Annotated in this window: 18 protein-coding genes; 6 read left to right on the forward strand and 12 right to left on the reverse strand. The window is 62.6% G+C overall.

Translation table 11 applies throughout. The features are described 5' to 3' along the window. Positions 1 to 52: 52 nt before the first annotated feature. Positions 53 to 730, reverse strand: coding sequence for a hypothetical protein (locus AC1RLZ_RS17485; protein WP_493189640.1), 678 nt, complete (start codon positions 728 to 730; stop codon positions 53 to 55). 344 nt (positions 731 to 1,074) lie between these two features. Between AC1RLZ_RS17485 and AC1RLZ_RS17490 the strand changes: the two genes are divergently transcribed. Together AC1RLZ_RS17490 and AC1RLZ_RS17495 are read left to right on the forward strand one after the other, a co-directional pair. After that, positions 1,075 to 1,620, forward strand: coding sequence for a sigma-70 family RNA polymerase sigma factor (locus AC1RLZ_RS17490; RefSeq protein ID WP_493189641.1), 546 nt, complete (start codon positions 1,075 to 1,077; stop codon positions 1,618 to 1,620). A 2-nt stretch (positions 1,621 to 1,622) separates the two neighbouring features. Continuing rightward, positions 1,623 to 2,261 (forward strand): NrsF family protein, encoded by a 639-nt coding sequence (locus AC1RLZ_RS17495; RefSeq protein ID WP_493189642.1) that lies wholly within the window; start codon positions 1,623 to 1,625, stop codon positions 2,259 to 2,261. Here the strand turns inward: AC1RLZ_RS17495 and AC1RLZ_RS17500 are convergent. The 4 genes from AC1RLZ_RS17500 to AC1RLZ_RS17515 all read right to left on the reverse strand — a co-directional run bounded on the left by AC1RLZ_RS17500 (position 2,255) and on the right by AC1RLZ_RS17515 (position 6,057). Continuing rightward, positions 2,255 to 2,566 (reverse strand): NAD(P)-binding protein, encoded by a 312-nt coding sequence (locus AC1RLZ_RS17500; RefSeq protein WP_493189643.1) that lies wholly within the window; start codon positions 2,564 to 2,566, stop codon positions 2,255 to 2,257. The genes AC1RLZ_RS17495 and AC1RLZ_RS17500 overlap by 7 nt on opposite strands. Next, positions 2,563 to 3,537, reverse strand: coding sequence for an NAD-dependent epimerase/dehydratase family protein (locus AC1RLZ_RS17505; RefSeq protein WP_493189644.1), 975 nt, complete (start codon positions 3,535 to 3,537; stop codon positions 2,563 to 2,565). Before AC1RLZ_RS17505 ends, AC1RLZ_RS17500 begins: the two co-directional genes overlap by 4 nt. Positions 3,538 to 3,727: 190 nt before the next feature. Continuing rightward, the gene (locus AC1RLZ_RS17510) at positions 3,728 to 4,840 is read right to left on the reverse strand and encodes a DUF2336 domain-containing protein (protein ID WP_493189645.1); all 1,113 of its coding nucleotides are present in this window, start codon (positions 4,838 to 4,840) and stop codon (positions 3,728 to 3,730) included. Between the two features lie 68 nt (positions 4,841 to 4,908). Continuing rightward, complete coding sequence (locus tag AC1RLZ_RS17515; protein WP_493189646.1) at positions 4,909 to 6,057, reverse strand: GGDEF domain-containing protein; 1,149 nt, start codon at positions 6,055 to 6,057, stop codon at positions 4,909 to 4,911. 555 nt (positions 6,058 to 6,612) lie between these two features. Between AC1RLZ_RS17515 and AC1RLZ_RS17520 the strand changes: the two genes are divergently transcribed. From AC1RLZ_RS17520 to AC1RLZ_RS17535, 4 genes are all read left to right on the forward strand, one after another. Continuing rightward, complete coding sequence (locus AC1RLZ_RS17520) at positions 6,613 to 7,182, forward strand: sigma-70 family RNA polymerase sigma factor (RefSeq protein WP_371424126.1); 570 nt, start codon at positions 6,613 to 6,615, stop codon at positions 7,180 to 7,182. Further along, on the forward strand, positions 7,179 to 7,913 hold the full coding sequence (locus tag AC1RLZ_RS17525) for a hypothetical protein (RefSeq protein ID WP_493189647.1): 735 nt from the start codon (positions 7,179 to 7,181) through the stop codon (positions 7,911 to 7,913). Before AC1RLZ_RS17520 ends, AC1RLZ_RS17525 begins: the two co-directional genes overlap by 4 nt. Before the next feature lie 76 nt (positions 7,914 to 7,989). Beyond that, positions 7,990 to 9,744, forward strand: a complete 1,755-nt coding sequence (locus AC1RLZ_RS17530) for a S8 family serine peptidase (protein ID WP_493189648.1) — start codon at positions 7,990 to 7,992, stop codon at positions 9,742 to 9,744. 408 nt (positions 9,745 to 10,152) lie between these two features. Then, on the forward strand, positions 10,153 to 10,659 hold the full coding sequence (locus AC1RLZ_RS17535) for a TIGR03809 family protein (RefSeq protein WP_493189649.1): 507 nt from the start codon (positions 10,153 to 10,155) through the stop codon (positions 10,657 to 10,659). Here AC1RLZ_RS17535 and AC1RLZ_RS17540 read toward each other — a convergent pair. The 7 genes from AC1RLZ_RS17540 to scpA all read right to left on the reverse strand — a co-directional run bounded on the left by AC1RLZ_RS17540 (position 10,656) and on the right by scpA (position 18,950). Further along, positions 10,656 to 12,026 carry a TIGR03808 family TAT-translocated repetitive protein gene (locus tag AC1RLZ_RS17540; protein ID WP_493189650.1) on the reverse strand — a complete coding sequence of 457 codons (1,371 nt, stop codon included), beginning with the start codon at positions 12,024 to 12,026 and terminating at the stop codon, positions 10,656 to 10,658. The genes AC1RLZ_RS17535 and AC1RLZ_RS17540 overlap by 4 nt on opposite strands. A 498-nt stretch (positions 12,027 to 12,524) precedes the next feature. Then, complete coding sequence (locus AC1RLZ_RS17545; RefSeq protein ID WP_493189730.1) at positions 12,525 to 12,782, reverse strand: hypothetical protein; 258 nt, start codon at positions 12,780 to 12,782, stop codon at positions 12,525 to 12,527. A gap of 113 nt (positions 12,783 to 12,895) precedes the next feature. After that, a complete protein-coding gene (locus AC1RLZ_RS17550; RefSeq protein ID WP_493189651.1) occupies positions 12,896 to 14,146 on the reverse strand; it encodes a multidrug effflux MFS transporter in 1,251 nt (416 codons plus the stop codon). A 153-nt stretch (positions 14,147 to 14,299) separates the two neighbouring features. After that, on the reverse strand, positions 14,300 to 14,968 hold the full coding sequence (locus tag AC1RLZ_RS17555) for a pyroglutamyl-peptidase I (RefSeq protein WP_493189652.1): 669 nt from the start codon (positions 14,966 to 14,968) through the stop codon (positions 14,300 to 14,302). A gap of 63 nt (positions 14,969 to 15,031) precedes the next feature. Beyond that, complete coding sequence (gene meaB, locus AC1RLZ_RS17560; RefSeq protein WP_493189653.1) at positions 15,032 to 16,015, reverse strand: methylmalonyl Co-A mutase-associated GTPase MeaB; 984 nt, start codon at positions 16,013 to 16,015, stop codon at positions 15,032 to 15,034. Then, a complete protein-coding gene (locus AC1RLZ_RS17565; protein ID WP_493189654.1) occupies positions 16,012 to 16,794 on the reverse strand; it encodes a DUF3298 and DUF4163 domain-containing protein in 783 nt (260 codons plus the stop codon). Before AC1RLZ_RS17565 ends, meaB begins: the two co-directional genes overlap by 4 nt. A gap of 2 nt (positions 16,795 to 16,796) precedes the next feature. After that, positions 16,797 to 18,950, reverse strand: coding sequence for a methylmalonyl-CoA mutase (gene scpA / locus AC1RLZ_RS17570; protein WP_493189655.1), 2,154 nt, complete (start codon positions 18,948 to 18,950; stop codon positions 16,797 to 16,799). Positions 18,951 to 18,982: the final 32 nt, after the last annotated feature.

The following is an 18,982-nucleotide window of genomic DNA, read 5'->3' on the forward strand; positions in this document are numbered from 1 at the left end:
AAGCCGCCAGGATCGGCGACCCCCAGCAATTTGCCCGCTCGGGGGACGGGGTTCAAGCCATAAACATGCGGGCCGCGGAGGCCATAGTCAGCAGGCCGCCGAAGGCGATGAAGATCTTGCCGACGAGGGAGGTTTTGTCCCAGGTCGTGCTGTCCGCGCTGGTGACTTCCTGTGCTGGCGCATCGATGGTGGCCTTCGCGAGCGTCAGCGGTGGCTTGTCTTCGCTGATGGCACGATCCAGGTCGTTGAGCTGGTCAGCGGCAACGAGCTGCGCATTGCTGGCGCCGGAATCCGGCGTGGTCGTTGCGGGCTGTTCCTGCTGGCCGCTGATTTGGCCAAGCGTACTGCCGGCCTGCGATGTCATGTTGTAGGTGTTGGTCGCTGTCGTCTCGGAGGGCCACTGCGCATTGGCATTGGCGACCGATGTCGAAATTGCTGCGTCGCCGTGTTCCGGCTTGGCGTCGTCCGCCTTGGCGGTGTCCTCCTCAGTCGGCTTTTTTGACCCCCTGGTTGCCTGCCGGTCGGATTTGCGCGATTTCGCTTCGGTCTTCCTGGCCCGGTGCTTGGTGGCCTTCGCGGGCTCTGCAGACGTGTCTGTGGCGCTGCCGACCGTTGCGGCTGGCGCGGCAGCCTGGGCGTCGTTTTCGGTCGCATGAAGTGGCACCGACGTGCAGATCCACAATCCGGCTGCGATGGCCAATGCCGCGCGCCCGCTGGTTCTGATGTTCATGGAAATCTCCCCGAAAATACCGGCCCCCAATGGCCGCAAAGGAGACTGCGCAGGTGTTCACAGCGGGGCAAAAAAAGGGAATCTTCGGACGAGTTCGGCAAAAACGGGGCATGGACGTCGCCGCAGTCATCGTCTGCACGGGCGTCAGGAAAAATCCGCCTTTGAAATCAAGGCGACGGATGTCACTCTGACGGTTCGATGCTATGAGCCGGATAGCTTTGAAGTCCCTGGCTCGAAATTGGGGACGTGGATTGGGGCGCAGGCGAGGCTTCACGGTTCCGTGATTTTCCTTTCAGCTGGCGTAACAAACTGAAGTATCCGCCGAATTGGCTTTAGGAGCGCGCGTGCGCGGACGTGACGACGAATGGACCGATCTGATGCGGTCGGCCAATGCAGGGGATAGCGCTGCTTATCATCGCCTGCTGAAATCGGTTACGCCCGTGCTGCGCGCCGGAGCGCGGCGGGGCCTGTCACGGGCAGGCCAGCCGCCCGATCAGGCCGAGGATATCGTGCAGGACATTTTGCTGGCGGTCCATTTGAAGCGGCAGACCTGGGATGCGGACGCACCGTTCGCGCCGTGGCTGTTTGCGATCGCCCGCAACAAGCTGATCGACGCGCTGCGTCGGCGCGGGCGTCGGATCTTCGTCAATATCGACGATTTTGCGGAGACGATTCCGAGCGAGCCACCGGCTGAAACATTACCGACCGTCGAGATTTCCAACCATCTCGCCGATCTTCCCCCGCGGCAGCGCGACGTGTTGCAATCGATCGCGGTAGAGAGTGCATCCATCAAGACCACGGCGTCGAAATTGTCGATGACCGAAGGCGCCGTGCGCGTGGCGTTGCATCGTGGGCTTGCGAGCCTCGCAGCCAAGCTGCGAAAGGACTGACCATGGATACCGATCGCCTGATTCAAACGCTGGCTGCCGATAATGATCATCGTGCTCGTCCCGCCAGCACCCAGCTTGCGATGGCCTTGCTGGTCGCGCTGCCGGTGGCGGCGGCGATGCTGCTGGTAACGCTCGGCATCCGTCCGGATTTCATGTCGGCAATGCGAAATCCGTTTTTCGATACCAAGTTTGCCGTCACATTAGCACTCGCCATTCCGGCGATCGTTATCAGTGTTCATCTGTCGCGACCGGAGGCGGCGCTTGGTCGCTGGATCTGGCTGCTGCTGCTGTCACCTTTCATTTTGGTGGCTGCGATCATCGCGGAGATGATGGTCCCGCAGCGCATGCCGATGATGATGCGGATGATAGGCAAGAATTCGATGGTCTGCATGTTGGCGGTGCCGGCGCTGTCTTTGCCCATTCTTGCAGGCTCGCTGCTGGCGTTACGTCAGGGTGCACCGTCGCGCCCGGCTTTGGCAGGTGCGTTCGCTGGATTGATGTCGGCCGGATTGGCTGCGACGCTTTATGCCGCGCATTGCACCGACGACTCGCCATTGTTTGTGGCGACCTGGTACACGCTCGCTACGCTATTGGTGACCGCGCTCGGTGCAGCCATCGGTTCAAAAGTGCTGCGCTATTGATCCGCGTATAGGCTGCGCGCTTTCCGGGAAGAATGATCTTCATCAAGCCGACGCCATAGCCGCTGGACGGCAAGCGGGTGCGGGTTCGTGCGCCAAACCGATCGGCAGAGGCGGCTGGTGTCGATATGCAGGCTGCGATAGGCGCAGGACAGGCCATTGTCGTTGCCGTGGCGCCACATCCCGCCGATGTTAGATCCCTTCTCGTAGATGTCGAAATTGAGCCCCTTGTCGTGCAGGGCCTTGGCGACGGCAATGCCGGACGAACCGGCGCCAATGATGCAGATGTCGGCTCCAGGCCCGGTCACGCAGCAGATTTCTTGGCGAGGTGCTGGCGATACTGGTTCACGATGTCCTCGAAACTCTTGTCGGCGACGACGCCGACGGACGGCGCGCGAGTAGAAATGAAGCCTTTCGGCCAGCTATCGACGATCTTCTTCAGATCCGGGTCAAGGGCATAAGTCACGTTCGGCGTGGTGTTTGTGACACGTGCGATCGATTCAACGATGTCTTCCATGCTGATCGTCAGGGCAGGCTGATTGAGCACACGTTTGCCGCGCAGCTTGACCGGGTCCGCATTGTGAAGCGTGATCAAATTCTGCGCAACGGTCCCCACCGAGACGACCGGCACTTTCGTGTCAGCGCGCAATGGGCAAATCGACGGCTTTCCGGCGACGCCATCGCGAACGATGCCCGCGATACGGTCCGATACCGATTGGGTCGGTGGCCCCGGATGCACCAGTACGATCGGCAGGCGCAAGGCACGTGCATCGACCATTCCGTGGCGCGTGGCGTCCGACAGCATCAATTCAGCGATGGCCTTGTGCGTGCCGTAGGAGGTCTGCGGGCGCTGCAAGTGGTCGTCATCGACATTGTCCGGCAACAATCCGCCGAACACCGCGATTGAGCTTGGAAAGATCAGGCGGGGCGGGGCATCCTTTGCGCCGACGGCATCGATCAATTCCGCGAGAGCCGAGACATTCACGGCGAGCGCGCGCGCCGGGTCCTGTTCTGCGGCGCTGGTCAGCACAGCCGCCAGATGGAACACGCTATGGGGCTTCCACGCCGCGACCTGCTTCAGCGTATCGGGGGCGTCGATGCCGGCTTGCAAGTGCCTCACACGTGGGTCGGATGTTGGCGGCAAATGTGTATCGAGAAGGAAGAGCTCCTCGATTGTCTCGCCTGTGCCCTCAGCATTGGTGAGCGCGCCTGCCTGAAGAAGCGCAGAAGTGAGCGTCCTGCCGATGAAGCCACCGGCGCCTGTGATCAAGACCCGCATGAATTCCGCCCTGCTTGATGCCAACCCATTCCAGCGTTGTTCGCCGTGATTGAGGCATCACTATCAGCGCATTCCCCGGCAAGTCGATGCCTGCTGATGGAATGGCAGATCAGCGCAATTGGCGTTGCGGCCCTCGATCGCAATGGCCAGACTGTGGCTACCCGTGTGAAAACACGCCGACTGACAAACCTCAGGCGGCAGGTGCTTCCGATGTCGCCTGCTGCATGCGGTGGAAGCGCAGGACCTGTTGCGCCGCGGAGATACGGAGGCGCTCATAAGTCTCGCGGTCGGTCGTGCTGTCAGACAGTTGCGCTCCTGCGAGTTGCTCGCGCATGTTGATGATGGTCTTGACGGTCTTCCATGCGAAATTCGCGACCTTGCACAGAATGAAAATGCCCTCGCTGCGGGATTCGATCATCATGGTTTCCGCGACCGAGACCGGCACATTGGCCAGGCACGCGAGCGCGGCGTTAGCCTCGTCGAACTTGCCGGCTTCGGCGAATTTCGCCACTTCGTTTTCATCCAGCCGACCGTCTTCAAACAGCGAGCGCACGAGACCATGGGCAATGATGGTCTGCTGACTGATGCCGGCAGGTGCGGAGCGCACCCGCCGGGCGACCTGCTGGACCACCAGCGATATGTCGGCCGCATGGTGTGCGTGGGCGGCTTCCAGCTTCGCCCGGACCGAGGCCGACGCCTTGGCGACGAGCTTCAGATAGTGGTGGCGCGGAATGGAGGGGCGCAGGCCAACGCATGTGGCAATCGTATCGTTGCCGTCAGAGCGGGAGAGGAGAGTATTGTAACCGCGCTCCGAAATGTCGGCGCCGCGATTGTTAACGGTGCTGGTGACGACGGCGTCGTTGCCGCGTTCGACGAGAACATCCGTCAGCGCGCCGCTCAGGACCTTACGCGTCGAAATCGCCAGGAGATGGTCCTGGCTCTTGGTGCGTGCATTTTCGATCAGCGCTTGGTCATCGAGCTGCTCCGATTGGGAGAGCACGGGGGAGGCGACCTCGATCAAATCGTCGAATGCGAGGGTCCGGACGATCCGGGGCGGTGCGACAGGGATGGGTGCCAGTCGTTCGGCCAAAAGGGCCCTTGCTGACGCTTCCATATGCGTCAGCAGGCAATCGAAAACGTCGTCGAATACTGCGATCTGCGCGTCCGAGTAATCCACGGCGTTGTTGACGAACAAGTCCGTGACACGGCGCAGCGTTTCCACGCGCCGCGCGACCGTCCCGTGGGCCAGTGCGGCGTCAAGCTCGTCGAGTAAATTTGCCGAGAACGGCGACTTTGAAGCCATAAATAAAATCCCGCAATTCCAATCGTGCCCCGCTGCCAATGTGCTGCAGTTGGGGTAGTCTAATTTGCTCAGGCACCTGCAATTCGGTTTCGTCCACGCTCCTTGGCAATATAAAGCGCGCTGTCGGCACGTGCGAGCAAGGTGTCGGGTGTGTCGTTTGGACCCAATGTCGCAACGCCGCCCGAAATCGTCACGGTCAAGCCGTCGGAAAATGCACTCCAGTCCAGTGCTTCGACAATCCCCCGCAAACGGTCGAGCATATGCACGGCCTTGTCATGCGGCGTGTCCGGCAGCACCAGCAGGAATTCCTCGCCGCCATAGCGGCCGAATTTATCGATGCTGCGGATATTGGCGAAGATGGTGATGGCGAAGGTCCGCAGCACTTCGTCGCCGGTCGGATGCCCGAAATTGTCGTTGATCCGCTTAAACCAGTCGAGATCGATCAGCGCGGCCGTGCAGGGCGTGTTGCTGCGCCGTGCGCGAATGATTTCGTCGTCGAGCTGCCGCATGATGCAGCGGCGATTGAGCGATCCCGTCAGTTCGTCGAGCTCTGCGAGTTCTTCGATGCGCTTGTAGGCAGCCTCAAGTTCAACGCGGCGCCGAAACAGCGCATCGCGCAGCGAGCTGGAGAAAATGCCAATAAACATGCTGCGTGCGATGGTCATCGAGAATGTCAGCAAGGTGCCCAAGCGCTCGATCGAGTTGCCGGAGGGCAACGTCAGGGGTAGGTCGACGAAAAAATAGAGCAGTGCGAGGCCACCGGTTATGACGGTCCAGGCGCAGACACCTTCACGGGGCGAGGTGCGCAGGGCGATGACATTGGCCACAAGAAAGAGCGCACAGAGAAAAACCACGGCGACATTGGGCGCTGCATAAACGAAGGTCAGCTGAAGTGCGTAAGTGACAGCCGTGTAGGGCGCTGTGAAGAAGTGATCGCGCCAGCCGTCCGTCAGGCCGCTTTCGGAGATCGCGAGGAAGATCAGTACAGAGGCAAAAGCGCAGCCGGCATAGGCTGCGACGATGATGCCCTCGATCGTGCCCGCGAGGAGGAACACGAGAAGCAACGCGATGTTGACGGTGTGACTGGCAGCCGCCAATGCGAGCATTTGACGTCGACGCCTCAGACGGCGCGCCAGAATATCTGCCGGCAGCTCTCCGTCGACGGCTTCGAAGTCGCCGTTGACTGGATTGAAGGCTGATAAAGCGGCTGCGGTCATTGAGCCTATCGATGGGTTTTACTGACGGAACTCTAGTGCTCAAAGCCTTTAGGTTTGGTATCTATTGCCACCAGCCAAATCTGGTAATCAGCTACTTTATTCGCTGGTCTCGGCGACAAAATGTTAACGGATCGAGTGCTGCGGGAATACCAGAGGATAACAAGCGTAGCTTTGTTATTTAAGTAAAAATGCCCGGGCCGATGAACGAGCTCGGGCGAGTTCACTTGATGTGGCGGACAGGCCGCCAAGACAAGTTACGGTATCCATTTACGAGGGTTTCGGGATGTGGCTGAAAAATGCCGGTTCCGCAGCCTCAAGGCTGTTCCGGAAGCCACGACTTGGTAAGGTTGCCACGTGAATCGCTGGTGTCCGGGTCGGAAATCCCTCAGCATTATGCTACCTGTCACCCGGTCCGCTCGATAAAAGGGCGGGCCAAAGCCCTTTCGGTGCGGTCAAAGCAGCCATAACCGGTATATTCCGGCCCATTCGAGAAGATTTTGCCTTGTTAATCGAACCTCTTACATCCTCATTCAGACCAACATTGCGAGACGGGCATTGAGCGTGACACAGGCGGCATCGGATGAGGTTCTGATCGCCCGGATTGCGCAGGGCGACCGTCTTGCGATGCAGGTGCTTTACGGCAGGCATCATGTCCGGGTGTTTCGCTTCGGCCTTCGGTTGGTGCGGAACGAACAGATTGCTGAAGATCTTATCAGCGAAGTGTTCCTGGATGTGTGGCGGCAGGCCGGCAAATTCGAGGGTCGCTCAGCGGTCTCGACCTGGCTCCTGGCGATTACGAGGTTCAAGGCGCTGTCCGCGCTGCGCAAGCGCAAGGATGCTGAACTGGACGACGAGACGGCCAACGCGATCGAGGATACGTCCGATAATCCCGAAGTGTCGGTTCAGAAAAAGGATACCGGTGACGCGTTGCGGAAGTGCCTGACGTCCCTTTCGCCCGAGCATCGGGAAATCGTCGATCTCGTCTACTACCACGAGAAGTCCGTGGAAGAAGTGGCCGAGATCGTCGGAATTCCCGAGAACACCGTCAAGACGCGCCTGTTTTACGCGCGCAAGAAATTAGCCGATCTGCTCAAGGCAGCCGGCATTGAACGAGGCTGGCCATGATGGCGATGAGCAACAAGGTGCCGACCCAGGAGCCGGGCGAGATCGAGGCGTTGCTGCCTTGGCACGCCGCAGGCACGCTCAACGCGCGTGATGCTCGCCGCGTCGATGAGGCGCTCGCCAATGACCCTGAATTGGCGAAGCAATATGCCGTGATCCAGGAAGAATATGCCGAGACCATTGGTCTCAACGAGAGCCTCGGTGCGCCGTCCTCGCGGGCGATGCAGAAGCTGTTTGCTGCGATCGACGCCGAGCCGGCGCGCAGCGGGGCGACCTCGCTTGGTCTGTCGGCGCAGATTTCCGGATTTTTCGCATCGCTGTCGCCGCGGACGCTGGCGGCTTCCGCCGCCGTCGGCGCGCTTGCTATCATGCTGCAGGCCGGCGTGATTGGCACCGTGTTGATGCAGCGTGATACGCGTACATTCCAGACCGCGTCCTATGAAACCGCGCCGTCGCCAGCGAGTGTACCGACCACCGTCACCCGGTCGCTCGCGCCGGCGCCGGCGTCGACAGAAGCCCCCACGCGCCTGTTCGTCCGTTTTGCGCCGACCGCGCGGGTGTCCGACATCACCGCGTTGCTCGACAGCTATCAGGGCACGATCGTCGATAGCGGCAAGGACGGACTGTTCCGGCTTCAGTTCGGCAATCGCGCCATGACCAAGGACCAGATCGCTGGTCTGGTTCGTCGGCTTGAGAACGAGAAGATCGTCAGCATGGCGGTTCAGGCGCAGTAGCGCCGTCGGTTGATCCGATCCGCATTGCGCGTGCGAGGCCTGTTCCATGAGACATGATCGTGGCGCCTCTAGGCCAATGATGAAATGCACGGCCATTGTGCTCTCGCTCGCCGTGGCGTGGCCGTTCGCTCTTTCGGGCGCCGGCGCGCAGAGCATGATGCGTTCGCCGAACCTCAATATCGGCTCGCGTATTCCCACGATCACGCCCAGCACGACGCCACGGATCAATCCGAATGTCGCTGCCGGGGCGGGCCGTATGGCCGGGCGTGGGCCGTCGATCGCGGGCCGCGGGCCGGCAGCTATTCGGGTCGGTAACACCGGTATCGGTGCGCGTGGGCCGACAATCGGTACGACAGCCAGTCGGACACCGCCTGCACCCACACGGCCAGGGCGCACACCGCCAGCGAAGATTGTCGCCGTGCTGCCGGCCATTCCCTATGTGCGTTATTCGCCGAACACATATCCCAGTTGCGCCTATGCCAATCGCGCGGCATCCGGCGAATGCAACGAGAAGCCGTTCGTTGCTAATCTCGGCGGTGGCGGCCCGACACCGCGCAGTCAGAATGCCGGTGGAGGATCGCGCAGCAATGGCCCGCAGGCGGGCTTGAACGCGCGTTATGTCCCCCGGCAGATCGTCGCCGAACTCGACGACGCGCTGACGCCCGATCAGGCTTCTGCGCTGGCGCAGCGGTTGCGCCTGGAGCGTCTGTCGTCGCAGGATTTTCCGCTGATCGGTGCGACAATCAACCTGTTCCGGATCACCGACAACCGTTCGGTCGAGACTGTCGAGACCCAGATGCGGGCCGAGGCTGGCGTGCGCGCCGTGCAGCCCAACTACCGTTATTTACTGCAGGATCAGGTGACGACACCGGTGCCGGACGAGGGCGATCCCGCGCAATATGCGCTGGCAAAACTACGTCTGCCCGAGGCGCACAAACTGTCGGCCGGTGCCAATGTCACGGTTGCTGTCATCGACTCCGGCATCGATGTCGCCCATCCCGAACTTGCTGACGCCATCGTCGGATCTTTCGATGCGCTTGGCAGCAAGGAGGGCGCGCATGTGCACGGCACCGGCATTGCGGGCGCGATCGTGTCGCATGGGCGGCTGAGGGGAAGCGCGCCGCGCGCGCGCATTCTTGCCATTCGCGCCTTTGGCGTATCGCAGAGCGGTGCCGAGAGTTCGTCCTTCGTGATCCTCAAGGGCATCAATCACGCCGCAATGAATGGCGCACAGGTCATCAATATGAGCTTCGCCGGTCCGCAGGATCCGCTGATCGAACGCGGTATTGCAGCGTCAGCCAGCAAGGGCATCGTGATGGTCGCAGCGTCAGGCAATGCCGGGCCGAAATCGCCGCCGCTTTATCCTGCGGCCAGCCCGAGCGTGATCGCCGTCAGCGCCACCGATGCCTATGACAGGCTGTTCGCCGCGTCGAACCGTGGCAGCCACATCGCAGTGGCTGCGCCGGGCGTCGATATCTTCCTGCCCGCGCCGGACAACAAATATCAGATGACATCCGGCACCTCGTTCTCTGCCGCTTACGTCAGCGGGCTCGCCGCATTGATGATCGAGCGCCATCCGCAACTGCGGCCGGACGAGATCCGCAGCATCTTGATGACAACCGCGCGTGATCTTGGCGCGCCCGGGCGTGACGACCTGTTCGGCGCCGGAGTGGCCGATGCCTATAGCGCGGTGTCGGCAGTGCAGGGGACTTCGCCGCCGGTGGCGACGGCGCCCGCGACGGTGACGCCCGTTGCCGTTACCGCGCCCGCACCGACCACGCGGGCCGTCGAGGCGTCGTCGCCGTCGATGGCATCAGGCCCGCAAAAATAATCGATCCATCGTTGAACGTCTGGCCGGGTGTCCCGGACATATGAATGCGGGAGCGGCATTCCCTCCCCAACGAGGCCATATCCGGCGCGTGCGCCCAAACATCTGCGCCCGGTATAGCTTGACCCGTCCGGTTGTCCCCCCGGACGGGTCTTTCGTTTTTGTTAACCAAAAATTTTAACCTTCAGGTCATAGGTTACCGGTGCATGGCCCGGCATCGAGCAAGGCTCAAGCAAGGCTTGACTGCAATACCTGAGGTTTAACGGGGCTTTCTCACGTGTTTCCAACGCAACTGTCCAAGTTCGGCCACATTGCGCTGGACCCCGGGAACTTTTCCACAGAAACTCTCCAAGTATTGGTGAGTGATTCGTTTGTTGCTTTGCGTCCGTTTTTTCTCTTGCGGACATTTCCATGTCACTTCACCTGAACTTTCCTTACCCGCATGCCGGCATTGGTCGGCCATTGGCCCAGCGCTGGTGCGATCTTGCCGAGAGTCGGCTGGATTACCTGACAGAACTGTTCGAGAGCGGGCGGTGGCGCCGCTTTCACAGCGAAGCCGAGTTTCTCGACAATATTCAGGAAGCCAAGGAAGCGGTTGAACGCTGGCGGCTGATGGTCGAGGCCGAGACCGCCGCCGTGAAGCGCGTGCTGTCCCCGGAAGGGGTGATCTACCGGGCGCCGCGCGCTCCTGAACCATCACGGCCTGCTGCTGTCGCTGCGCCCGTGGCCGCGCCATTGCAGCCCGACGTCGCGCCGGTGGCTGAAGCGGCTTCGCCCGACCTGATCCCGATCGAAACCCTGTTGCGGCAGGCTCCGCCACGCGCAGCGACGGTGACGCCAGCAGATCTGGATTGGCAGAAAGCGCTCGATCCACTGGTGATAAGCGCGCGCTATCCGATGCTGCGGACCGCGCTTTAGCGCACCGTGTTGCCGGACACCGCAACCTGCTGATAGCGCTGTGCGCCATCGGCGGTGAGGTCCGGCGTCACCGGCCTTGCATGATCGAGGCCGACCACTGCGCCGCGCGGCGCGCCTGAAATCATGTTGTTGCTCACCAGGGCCGTGCCGGCACCCGGTACGACCGACACGCCGATGCCGATAAAGCTGTTGCGCACGACGTTGCCGGTGATGGCGACATCGCGCAGATACTTGCCCCAGCCTGCGATCATGCCGAAGGACGGCGCGTTCTCGACGACATTGCCGGTCACACTTGCGTCCGCCTCGATATAGATGCCGATGCCGGCATCGTCGTCGGGCGCCGTGCCGATCGGGCGCTTCGGGATCAGGTTGCGGATGATGTTGCCCTGAACGACCGCGATGCGGCCGCCCTCGTTGAAATTACAGACGGAGACGCCGAGCGCCGCACCATCGACGGTGTTGTTGGCGATGACCGCAGCCTCGAAAGCGAATTCCGAATACAGCGCGACCTCGCGCACGCTCGAGACGCTGTTGCCGGTGATGTGGATGTTCGATGCCGAATTGCCGCGTATGGCCGAGTAATCACAATTGCGGATGCGATTGCCGGACACGATGACATTGCCGGCGCGGAATGCATTGATGGCATTGCCATACTGACCGGAGCCGCCGGGACCGGCCTTGATGTCCTCGATACGGTTGTCGATCACTTGCGTGCCGTCATCGCCGATGGCGGTGCGCAGGATCTCGATGCCGTTGCTGCTGGTGCCGGCGATGGTGTTCTGCGCGACGATCAACCCCTGCGCATCGAATGAGACGATCGCCGTGGTGGCGATGTTGGTGAGTGTATTGCCGGTGATCGCCCCCGCCGTGTTGTCCAGCCAGATGCCCGCGCCGCCGCTATTGGTGATGGTGCAATCGCTGATGCGGAGTTCGCGCGCCTGCACCATGTGCAGCAGCCCGCGTCGCGGCGGCAGTTTGGCGAAGTTGCCGTCAAGCGTGAGGCCGCTGAGGCTGACATAGTCCGCGCCTTCGCCCGACAGCAGCGATGTGCCGCCGCTGAAGGTGAGTGTCGTTGCACCGCGCAGGCCGATGATGTGCGAGCCGCGCGCCAGCTTGAGCATGCCGGTGCGATAGGTGCCGGGTGGCAATGCGAGCGGGGCCTGCGCGCGTGCCGCCTCGTCGATGGCGCGTTGCAATGTGCGGGTCTGGTCGTCCTGGCTGTTGGGGCGCACGCCATATTGCGTGGCGTCGCGCCCGAGCGTCGAGGTGAGCGGGGCGGCGCGTGCCGCGTCACTCGATACGGCAAATGCGCCGGCGGCGAGACCCGCGCCGGACGCAGTCAGCAGATGGCGGCGATGCACGTCCATGACTCAATATCCCGGTGGATGTCCGCTGATGACGTAACGCAAGATGATGCGCGTTGCGTTGCCAGGCGAGAGCGGCCGCGATGAATGTGCAGGGTAGGGTTAATGATGCTCTGCGTGCGCTGCCCGCGTATGAAGCGAGAGCAAGAGGACATCGCTGCGCGCATTGCTCGGGCTTCACATGTCAAACAGCCAAGCTCTCGCATTCTCGCGGCGCTTGCGCGTCCGAGTTTTGCGCATTCCTTCCCGCCCTCTTGCGAGAGGGCGTGCGGAACGCCGGGTGCCCGATGCACCCTTGGGCCTGATGCCGATGCGGTCGTCCGCAAGGGTATGCATCAGGACTTTCGGAAGCACGGGCCAGTGCCCGACGTTCCGCCTGCGGTGTTTTATCGGCTTGCTGAATGCTTGCCCAGATGACCGATCAAGGTCACCCTTGTTTGGCCCTGCGCGACAGGGCCGGGGGAGCACAAGCTCTCGGGGAGCGTGTTCAGTAGCCTCGCGCTATCGTCCCTTCAGCGCGAGCTGGAAATCCTTCTCGGCCTGGGCGTCGCGCTCGTTCTTTTCCGGGCATTCACCCGGTTCGGCCTGGCACGGGCGGATTTCGTAATCATTGTCGAGTATGCGACGCGGAGTCGGCTTGGAGTCCTTGGCTTCGACATCGGTGACAAGGCCGCTCTCGGCGGCGAGTTTCCATACGTCAGCTTCGGTGGGGTAGGATTTGCTCAGCTTCGCGTCGTCACAGAACAGTGCATAGGGCATCGGATTGCTCCGGTAAAAATTGATAACGTTCATGGCGGCGTCGGGTTCGCCCCGACGTATTCCCAGACATTTCAAAATTGCGCGACAGCCATCCGGCGACGTCGCGGGGGCGTTCAGCTCACCATCTTGTGAGGCTTGAACAGCCGGCCCTTTTCCGCCACCAGCACCACCGCGAATGCAGTGAGGGTGCAAAGGAAGAGGCCGGTCGCGAACGGCAACAATGTGCCGTCATAGTGTTGGCCGATGACCGTACCGATGGCGATACCCAGCAGCGTGGTCAGCGTACCGTAGAGCGAGGAAGCGGTGCCGGCGATGTGGCCCTGCGGCTCCATCGCCAGTGCGGTGAAATTCGAGAACATCAGGCCAAAGGCGAACATCATCAGCATCGACAGCGCGATGAACAGCCAGAGCGGCACGAAGCCCAGCGCCACGGCGAGCAACATCGCCGCGCCAACACTGACGAAGCCGAGCAGGGCGCCGTGGGAGAGTGAGCGCATGCCGAAGCGATGGACGACGCGCGAATTGAAGAAGCTGGCCGCAGCGACGCCGAAAGCGATGGAGGCGAATGCGAGCGGGAAATACGGCCCGAGATGGAAGATCTCCGTGAACACCTGCTGCGAGGTGAATACGAAGGCGAACAGCGCGCCCTGTAGGATGCCGGCTGCGAGACCGTAACCGATCGTCTGCCGATGGCTGACGGTCTGCCGATAGGCATGGAGCACGTCACGAATGGCGAGCGAGCGGCGTTTGGCGACCGGCAGCGTCTCCGGCATGCGCCAGGCGCTCCAGGCCAGCGTCAGCAGGCCGTACAGCATCAGCACGCCGAAGATGCCGCGCCATTCCGTCAGGACCATCAGGGCCTGGCCGAAAGACGGGGCGATGACCGGCACGGAAATGAACACCATGATGGCGAGCGACATGACGCTGGCCATACGGCCGCCGGCATAGCAGTCCCGGACGATCGACACGGCGATCACGCGCGTCGCCGCGGTACCGACACCTTGCAGCAGGCGCGCAAGCAGCAGGATTTCAAACGACGGTGCGAACAGCGCGAGCACGCTCGCCGCGCAATAGACCGCCATGCCGCCGAGCAGGATGGGGCGCCGGCCGTAGCGGTCCGACAGCGGGCCGATGGCGAACTGGGCCACGCCGAAACCGAGCAGGAAGACCGAGAGGACGGTCTGCAGGCGGTTGGCATCCGGGACCTTGAAGGCCGCGCCGATATGCGGCAGCGCCGGCAGCATGATGTCCATGGCAAGGGGGTTCAGCGCCATGATCGAAGCGATCACGACGACGAATTCGCCAAATTTCATGGGACGATGCGCGGGTGAAGCCACCGAGGCGTCGGCGTTGATGTCGGTCACAAAACGGTTCCTGAAAGCATTCCCGCCATTAGGGTCTTCATGCTGCAATGCACAAGTTAACTTTCGGCATGGCTGCGTCGCGGAAATCGGCGGATTTCCCCATTTAGTGAATTAATGTTCAGAAAATAGCCGTGGATCGTCGTCCCGGCGGTCTTAAACCCAGGAATTCCCGGCTGGGTCACGCAGTTTGACCCGGGTCAGCCGGATCATTTCCAGCAGGATCGCTTCACCTGCATCGGTAAGTTCGTCGGAAGTCATGCGCCGCGAGCTGGTGTCGTGTGCCAGCAGCGGCACATGGACGAAGGCGGCGAGGCGAGGGCCGCTCTGCGCGCGGGTGGCCTCGATGCCGCGCCAGGACAGATAATTGCAGAGATAGCGGCCGGCATGGCGTGAGGGGCGCACGTCAGCGCCGGTCGCGAGGGCGGCCTGGAACAGGCGCGCCGTGTGCGGGCCGAAGTTTCGCGCGCTGGCGCCAGGCACGATGCTGGCGCGGCGCACCGTTGTGTGGCCGGCATCAGGCCACAGCATGCTCACGGCATTGCGCGCACGCGTCTCGATCCGGATATAGGGCGTGCGTGCGGCGAGGCCGAACATCAGCAGCGCATCCGGACGATGGCGTGCGATCAGCTCGGGCAGCTCGCGATCGACGGTAACGTAGGTGACGTCGAAAATATGCGCGATGCGGGTGACGTCAGCGAAAGCGGGGCGGCGCAGCGTTGCGAGTTTTCGCACCAGCGCCTGCGTCGGATTCACCGGCGCGCCGGGGAAGGGGCCAAAGCCGGTGATGAGGATGCGAGGGGATGTACCGGGACGGTTCAACATTCGCCTCCATGATCACGACGGCGCGCGAACCTCTCCCCCCTCGCGGGGAGAGGTTAGGGCGGGCTACTTCAACAACTCCACGATCGCTTCCGCTGCGACGGCAGGCGTCATCCTGCCGTCGGCGACGTCGCGCTCGGTCTGCTTGACCTTGCTGCGTATGGATGGATCGCCGCGCAGGCGCGCTTTCAGGCGATCCTCCAGCATGGTCCACATCCACTTCACTTGCTGCTCGCGGCGGCGGCCGGCGAAATCGCCGGACGCAGTCATGGCGGTGCGATGCGCGACGACCTTGGCCCAGAGTTCGGGAATGCCGGCTTTGGTCAGCGCCGAATAGGTCACCACCGGCGGATGCCAGTGCTCCGAGCGCGGGGCCAGAATATGCAGCGCGCCGCGATAATCCGCGGCCGTGATGTTGGCGCGCTTCAGGTTGTCGCCGTCGGCCTTGTTGATGGCGATCATGTCGGCGAGTTCGATCAGGCCTTTCTTGATGCCCTGCAATTCGTCGCCGCCGCCGGGCAGCATCAGCGCCAGAAAGAAGTCGGTCATGTCGCACACCGCGGTTTCCGACTGGCCGATGCCGACGGTTTCCACCAGCACCACGTCGAAACCGGCGGCTTCACAAAGTAACATGGCCTCGCGCGTCTTCGCCGCGACGCCGCCGAGCGTGCCGGAGGACGGCGAGGGGCGGATGAAGGCGTCGGGATGGGCGGACAGATCGTTCATCCGCGTCTTGTCGCCGAGAATCGAACCGCCGGTGCGCGCCGAGGACGGATCGACCGCCAGCACGGCGACCTTGTGGCCGCGCTCGATCAGATACATGCCGAGTACATCGATGGTGGTCGATTTGCCGACGCCGGGCGAACCCGTGATGCCGACGCGAAATGCACGGCCGGTGTCGGGCAGCAGCGCCTGCACCAGTTCGCGCGCTGCGGCCTGATGATCGGCGCGGCGGCTTTCCACCAGCGTGATCGCGCGCGCCAGCGCGGCACGGCTGCCAGCGCGAAGGTCACGTGCGAGCGCGTCGATGTCGATGGGGGCTCTTGTCACTGCGGCCCCTTGTCGTCGTCCTTCGGCCGCTCGCCGCCGAAGATCGCGCTGCCCTCAGCCGACAGATAGGGCTTGAGTTTGTCCCACGGCACGAAGGCGTCGTAATCGCCTTCCGCATAGGAGCCGACCGCATAGGGGCCGTAATGGAAGCTGAGGCCGGAGCTCTTGCCGGCCGCCGTCGACGGCGCCAGCGATACCGGCCCAATCTTGAGCAGCTTCGGCTCCAGCGCATCGACGAGGCTCATATCGGGATTGTCGTTGTCGCGCTGTTTCTTCTCGAGTTTCAGATCGGCGACGACCGCATCGCGGATCGCCGTCATCGCCGGCCCTCCATCGGCGAGCTCGGTGAAGAACGGCCGGATGCTGATCATCTTGCCGGCCTGCCTGTCCCACAGCAGCGTGTCGTTGGCGCGATTGGGATGCGCGCCGCCGGTGTAGTTGTAGTCGGACCGGATCACGCTGACATAGCGACCCGCGACCAGCGAGCTTTGCGTATAGGAGCGCTCGGACTCCCATGGCCGGTTGCGGATGTCGGCGGGGAGATCGCGCATCTCCTTGCGCTGCTCGGCCAGCTCCTTGAGCGTCTTCGCAGCCCAGCCATTGCTGGCGGATGTGAGATATTTCAGCAGCGGCGCATCGGCCTTGATCGCGGCATCGAAGAAGACGGCGACCTCGGTGTATTTGGCCTTGAGCTGGATGTCGGGTGTCGGCTCGGCGGCGAGGGCCGCCCCACCGAGGAACAGAGAGGTGAGGGCGACCAGCGCAAACGTCTTCAACACCCTTACTCCGCCGCCTCGCTATGGCCCAGCCGCGCATTCAGCTTGTGGATCAGCTCTTCGGCCGCTTCCGAGATCACCGTGCCCGGCGGGAAGATCGCTTCCGCGCCGGCCTTGTAGAGTTCGTCGTAATCCTGCGGCGGCACCACGCCGCCGATGATGATCATGATGTCCTCGCGGCCCTGCTTCTTCAGCGCGGCCTTCAGCTCGGGCACTGCGGTGAGATGGGCGGCGGCCAGCGACGACAGGCCGAGGATGTGCACGTCGTTTTCGACGGCCTGACGCGCGGCCTCATCGGCGGTGGCGAACAGCGGCCCGATATCGACGTCGAAACCGACATCGGCGAAGGCCGAGGCGATCACCTTCTGGCCGCGGTCGTGGCCGTCCTGTCCGATCTTGGCGACGAGGATGCGCGGGCGGCGGCCCTCGGCGTCCTCGAAGGCGTCGATCAGCGCCTGAACTTTCGCGACGTTGTCATTCATGGTGGACGCCTCGCGCTTGTAGACACCGGTGATGGATTTGATCTCGGCGCGGTGGCGGCCGAACACTTTCTCCATCGCATCGGAGATTTCGCCGACGGTGGCCTTGGCCCGCGCGGCATCGATGGCCAGCGCCAGCAGATTGCCGTTGCCTTCCTTGGCGCTGCGCGTCAGCGCCGCCAGCGCGGCATCGACATCGGCCTGGCTGCGCTCGCTGCGAAGCCTCTTCAATTTGTCGATCTGCAGCCGGCGCACGGTGGAATTCTCCACCTTGAGCACGTCGATTGGGGCCTCGTTGTCCGGCTTGTATTTGTTGACGCCGATGACGGCCTGACGGCCGGCATCGATGCGCGCCTGGGTCTTGGCGGAGGCTTCCTCGATGCGCAGCTTGGGCACGCCGGCCTCGATGGCCTTGGCCATGCCGCCGAGTTCTTCCACTTCCTGGATATGTGCCCAGGCCTTGGTCGCGAGATCGTGGGTCAGGCGCTCGACGTAATAGGAGCCGCCCCATGGATCGATGATGCGGTTGGTGCCGGTTTCCTGCTGCAGGAATAGCTGCGTGTTGCGGGCGATGCGCGCCGAGAAGTCGGTCGGCAGCGCCAGCGCCTCGTCGAGCGCATTGGTGTGCAGCGACTGGGTGTGGCCCTGCGTCGCCGCCATTGCCTCGATGGTGGTACGCATCACGTTGTTGTAGACGTCCTGCGCGGTCAGCGACCAGCCCGAGGTCTGGCAATGGGTGCGCAGCGACAGCGACTTCGGGTCCTTCGGATTGAACTGCGTCAGCAGCTTGGCCCAGAGCAGCCGCGCGGCGCGCATCTTGGCCACTTCCATGAAGAAGTTCATGCCGATCGCCCAGAAGAACGACAGCCGCGGCGCGAAACGGTCGACATCGATGCCCGCGGCGAGACCCGCGCGCAGATATTCGACGCCGTCGGCGAGCGTGTAGGCGAGTTCGAGATCCTGCGTCGCGCCGGCTTCCTGCATGTGATAGCCGGAGATCGAGATCGAATTGTATTTCGGCATCTTCGTTGAGGTGTAGGCGAAGATGTCCGAGATGATCCGCATCGAGGGCGCCGGCGGATAGATATAGGTGTTGCGCACCATGAACTCTTTCAGAATGTCGTTCTGAATCGTTCCGGTGAGTTTCTCCGGCGGCACACCCTGTTCCTCGGCGGCGGCGACATAGAGCGCGAGGATCGGCAACACTGCGCCGTTCATGGTCATCGACACGCTCATCTGGTCGAGCGGAATGCCGGCGAACAGCGTGCGCATGTCGTAGATGGAGTCGATCGCTACGCCGGCCATGCCGACATCGCCCGACACGCGCGGATGATCGCTGTCATAGCCGCGATGGGTGGCGAGATCGAAGGCAACCGAAAGGCCCTTCTGGCCGGCGGCGAGATTGCGACGATAGAAGGCGTTGGAATCTTCCGCGGTGGAAAAGCCGGCATATTGCCGGATCGTCCAGGGCTGATTGACATACATGGTCGGGTAGGGGCCGCGCAGGAACGGCGCGATGCCCGGATAGGTGTCGAGGAAATCGATGCCCTTGACGTCGGCTTCGCTGTAACCGGGCTTCACCAGGATGCCTTCTGGCGTCAGCCACGGTTCGCCCTGCGACGGCGCGCCGGCCGCGCGGGTGGCGAAATCGATCTCGGTGAAGTTTGGAATCTTGGTCATGGTCGTTTCTCGAATTCTCGATTGCGTTCGAT

This window comes from Tardiphaga sp. GW822-FHT04G09 (assembly GCF_058800725.1).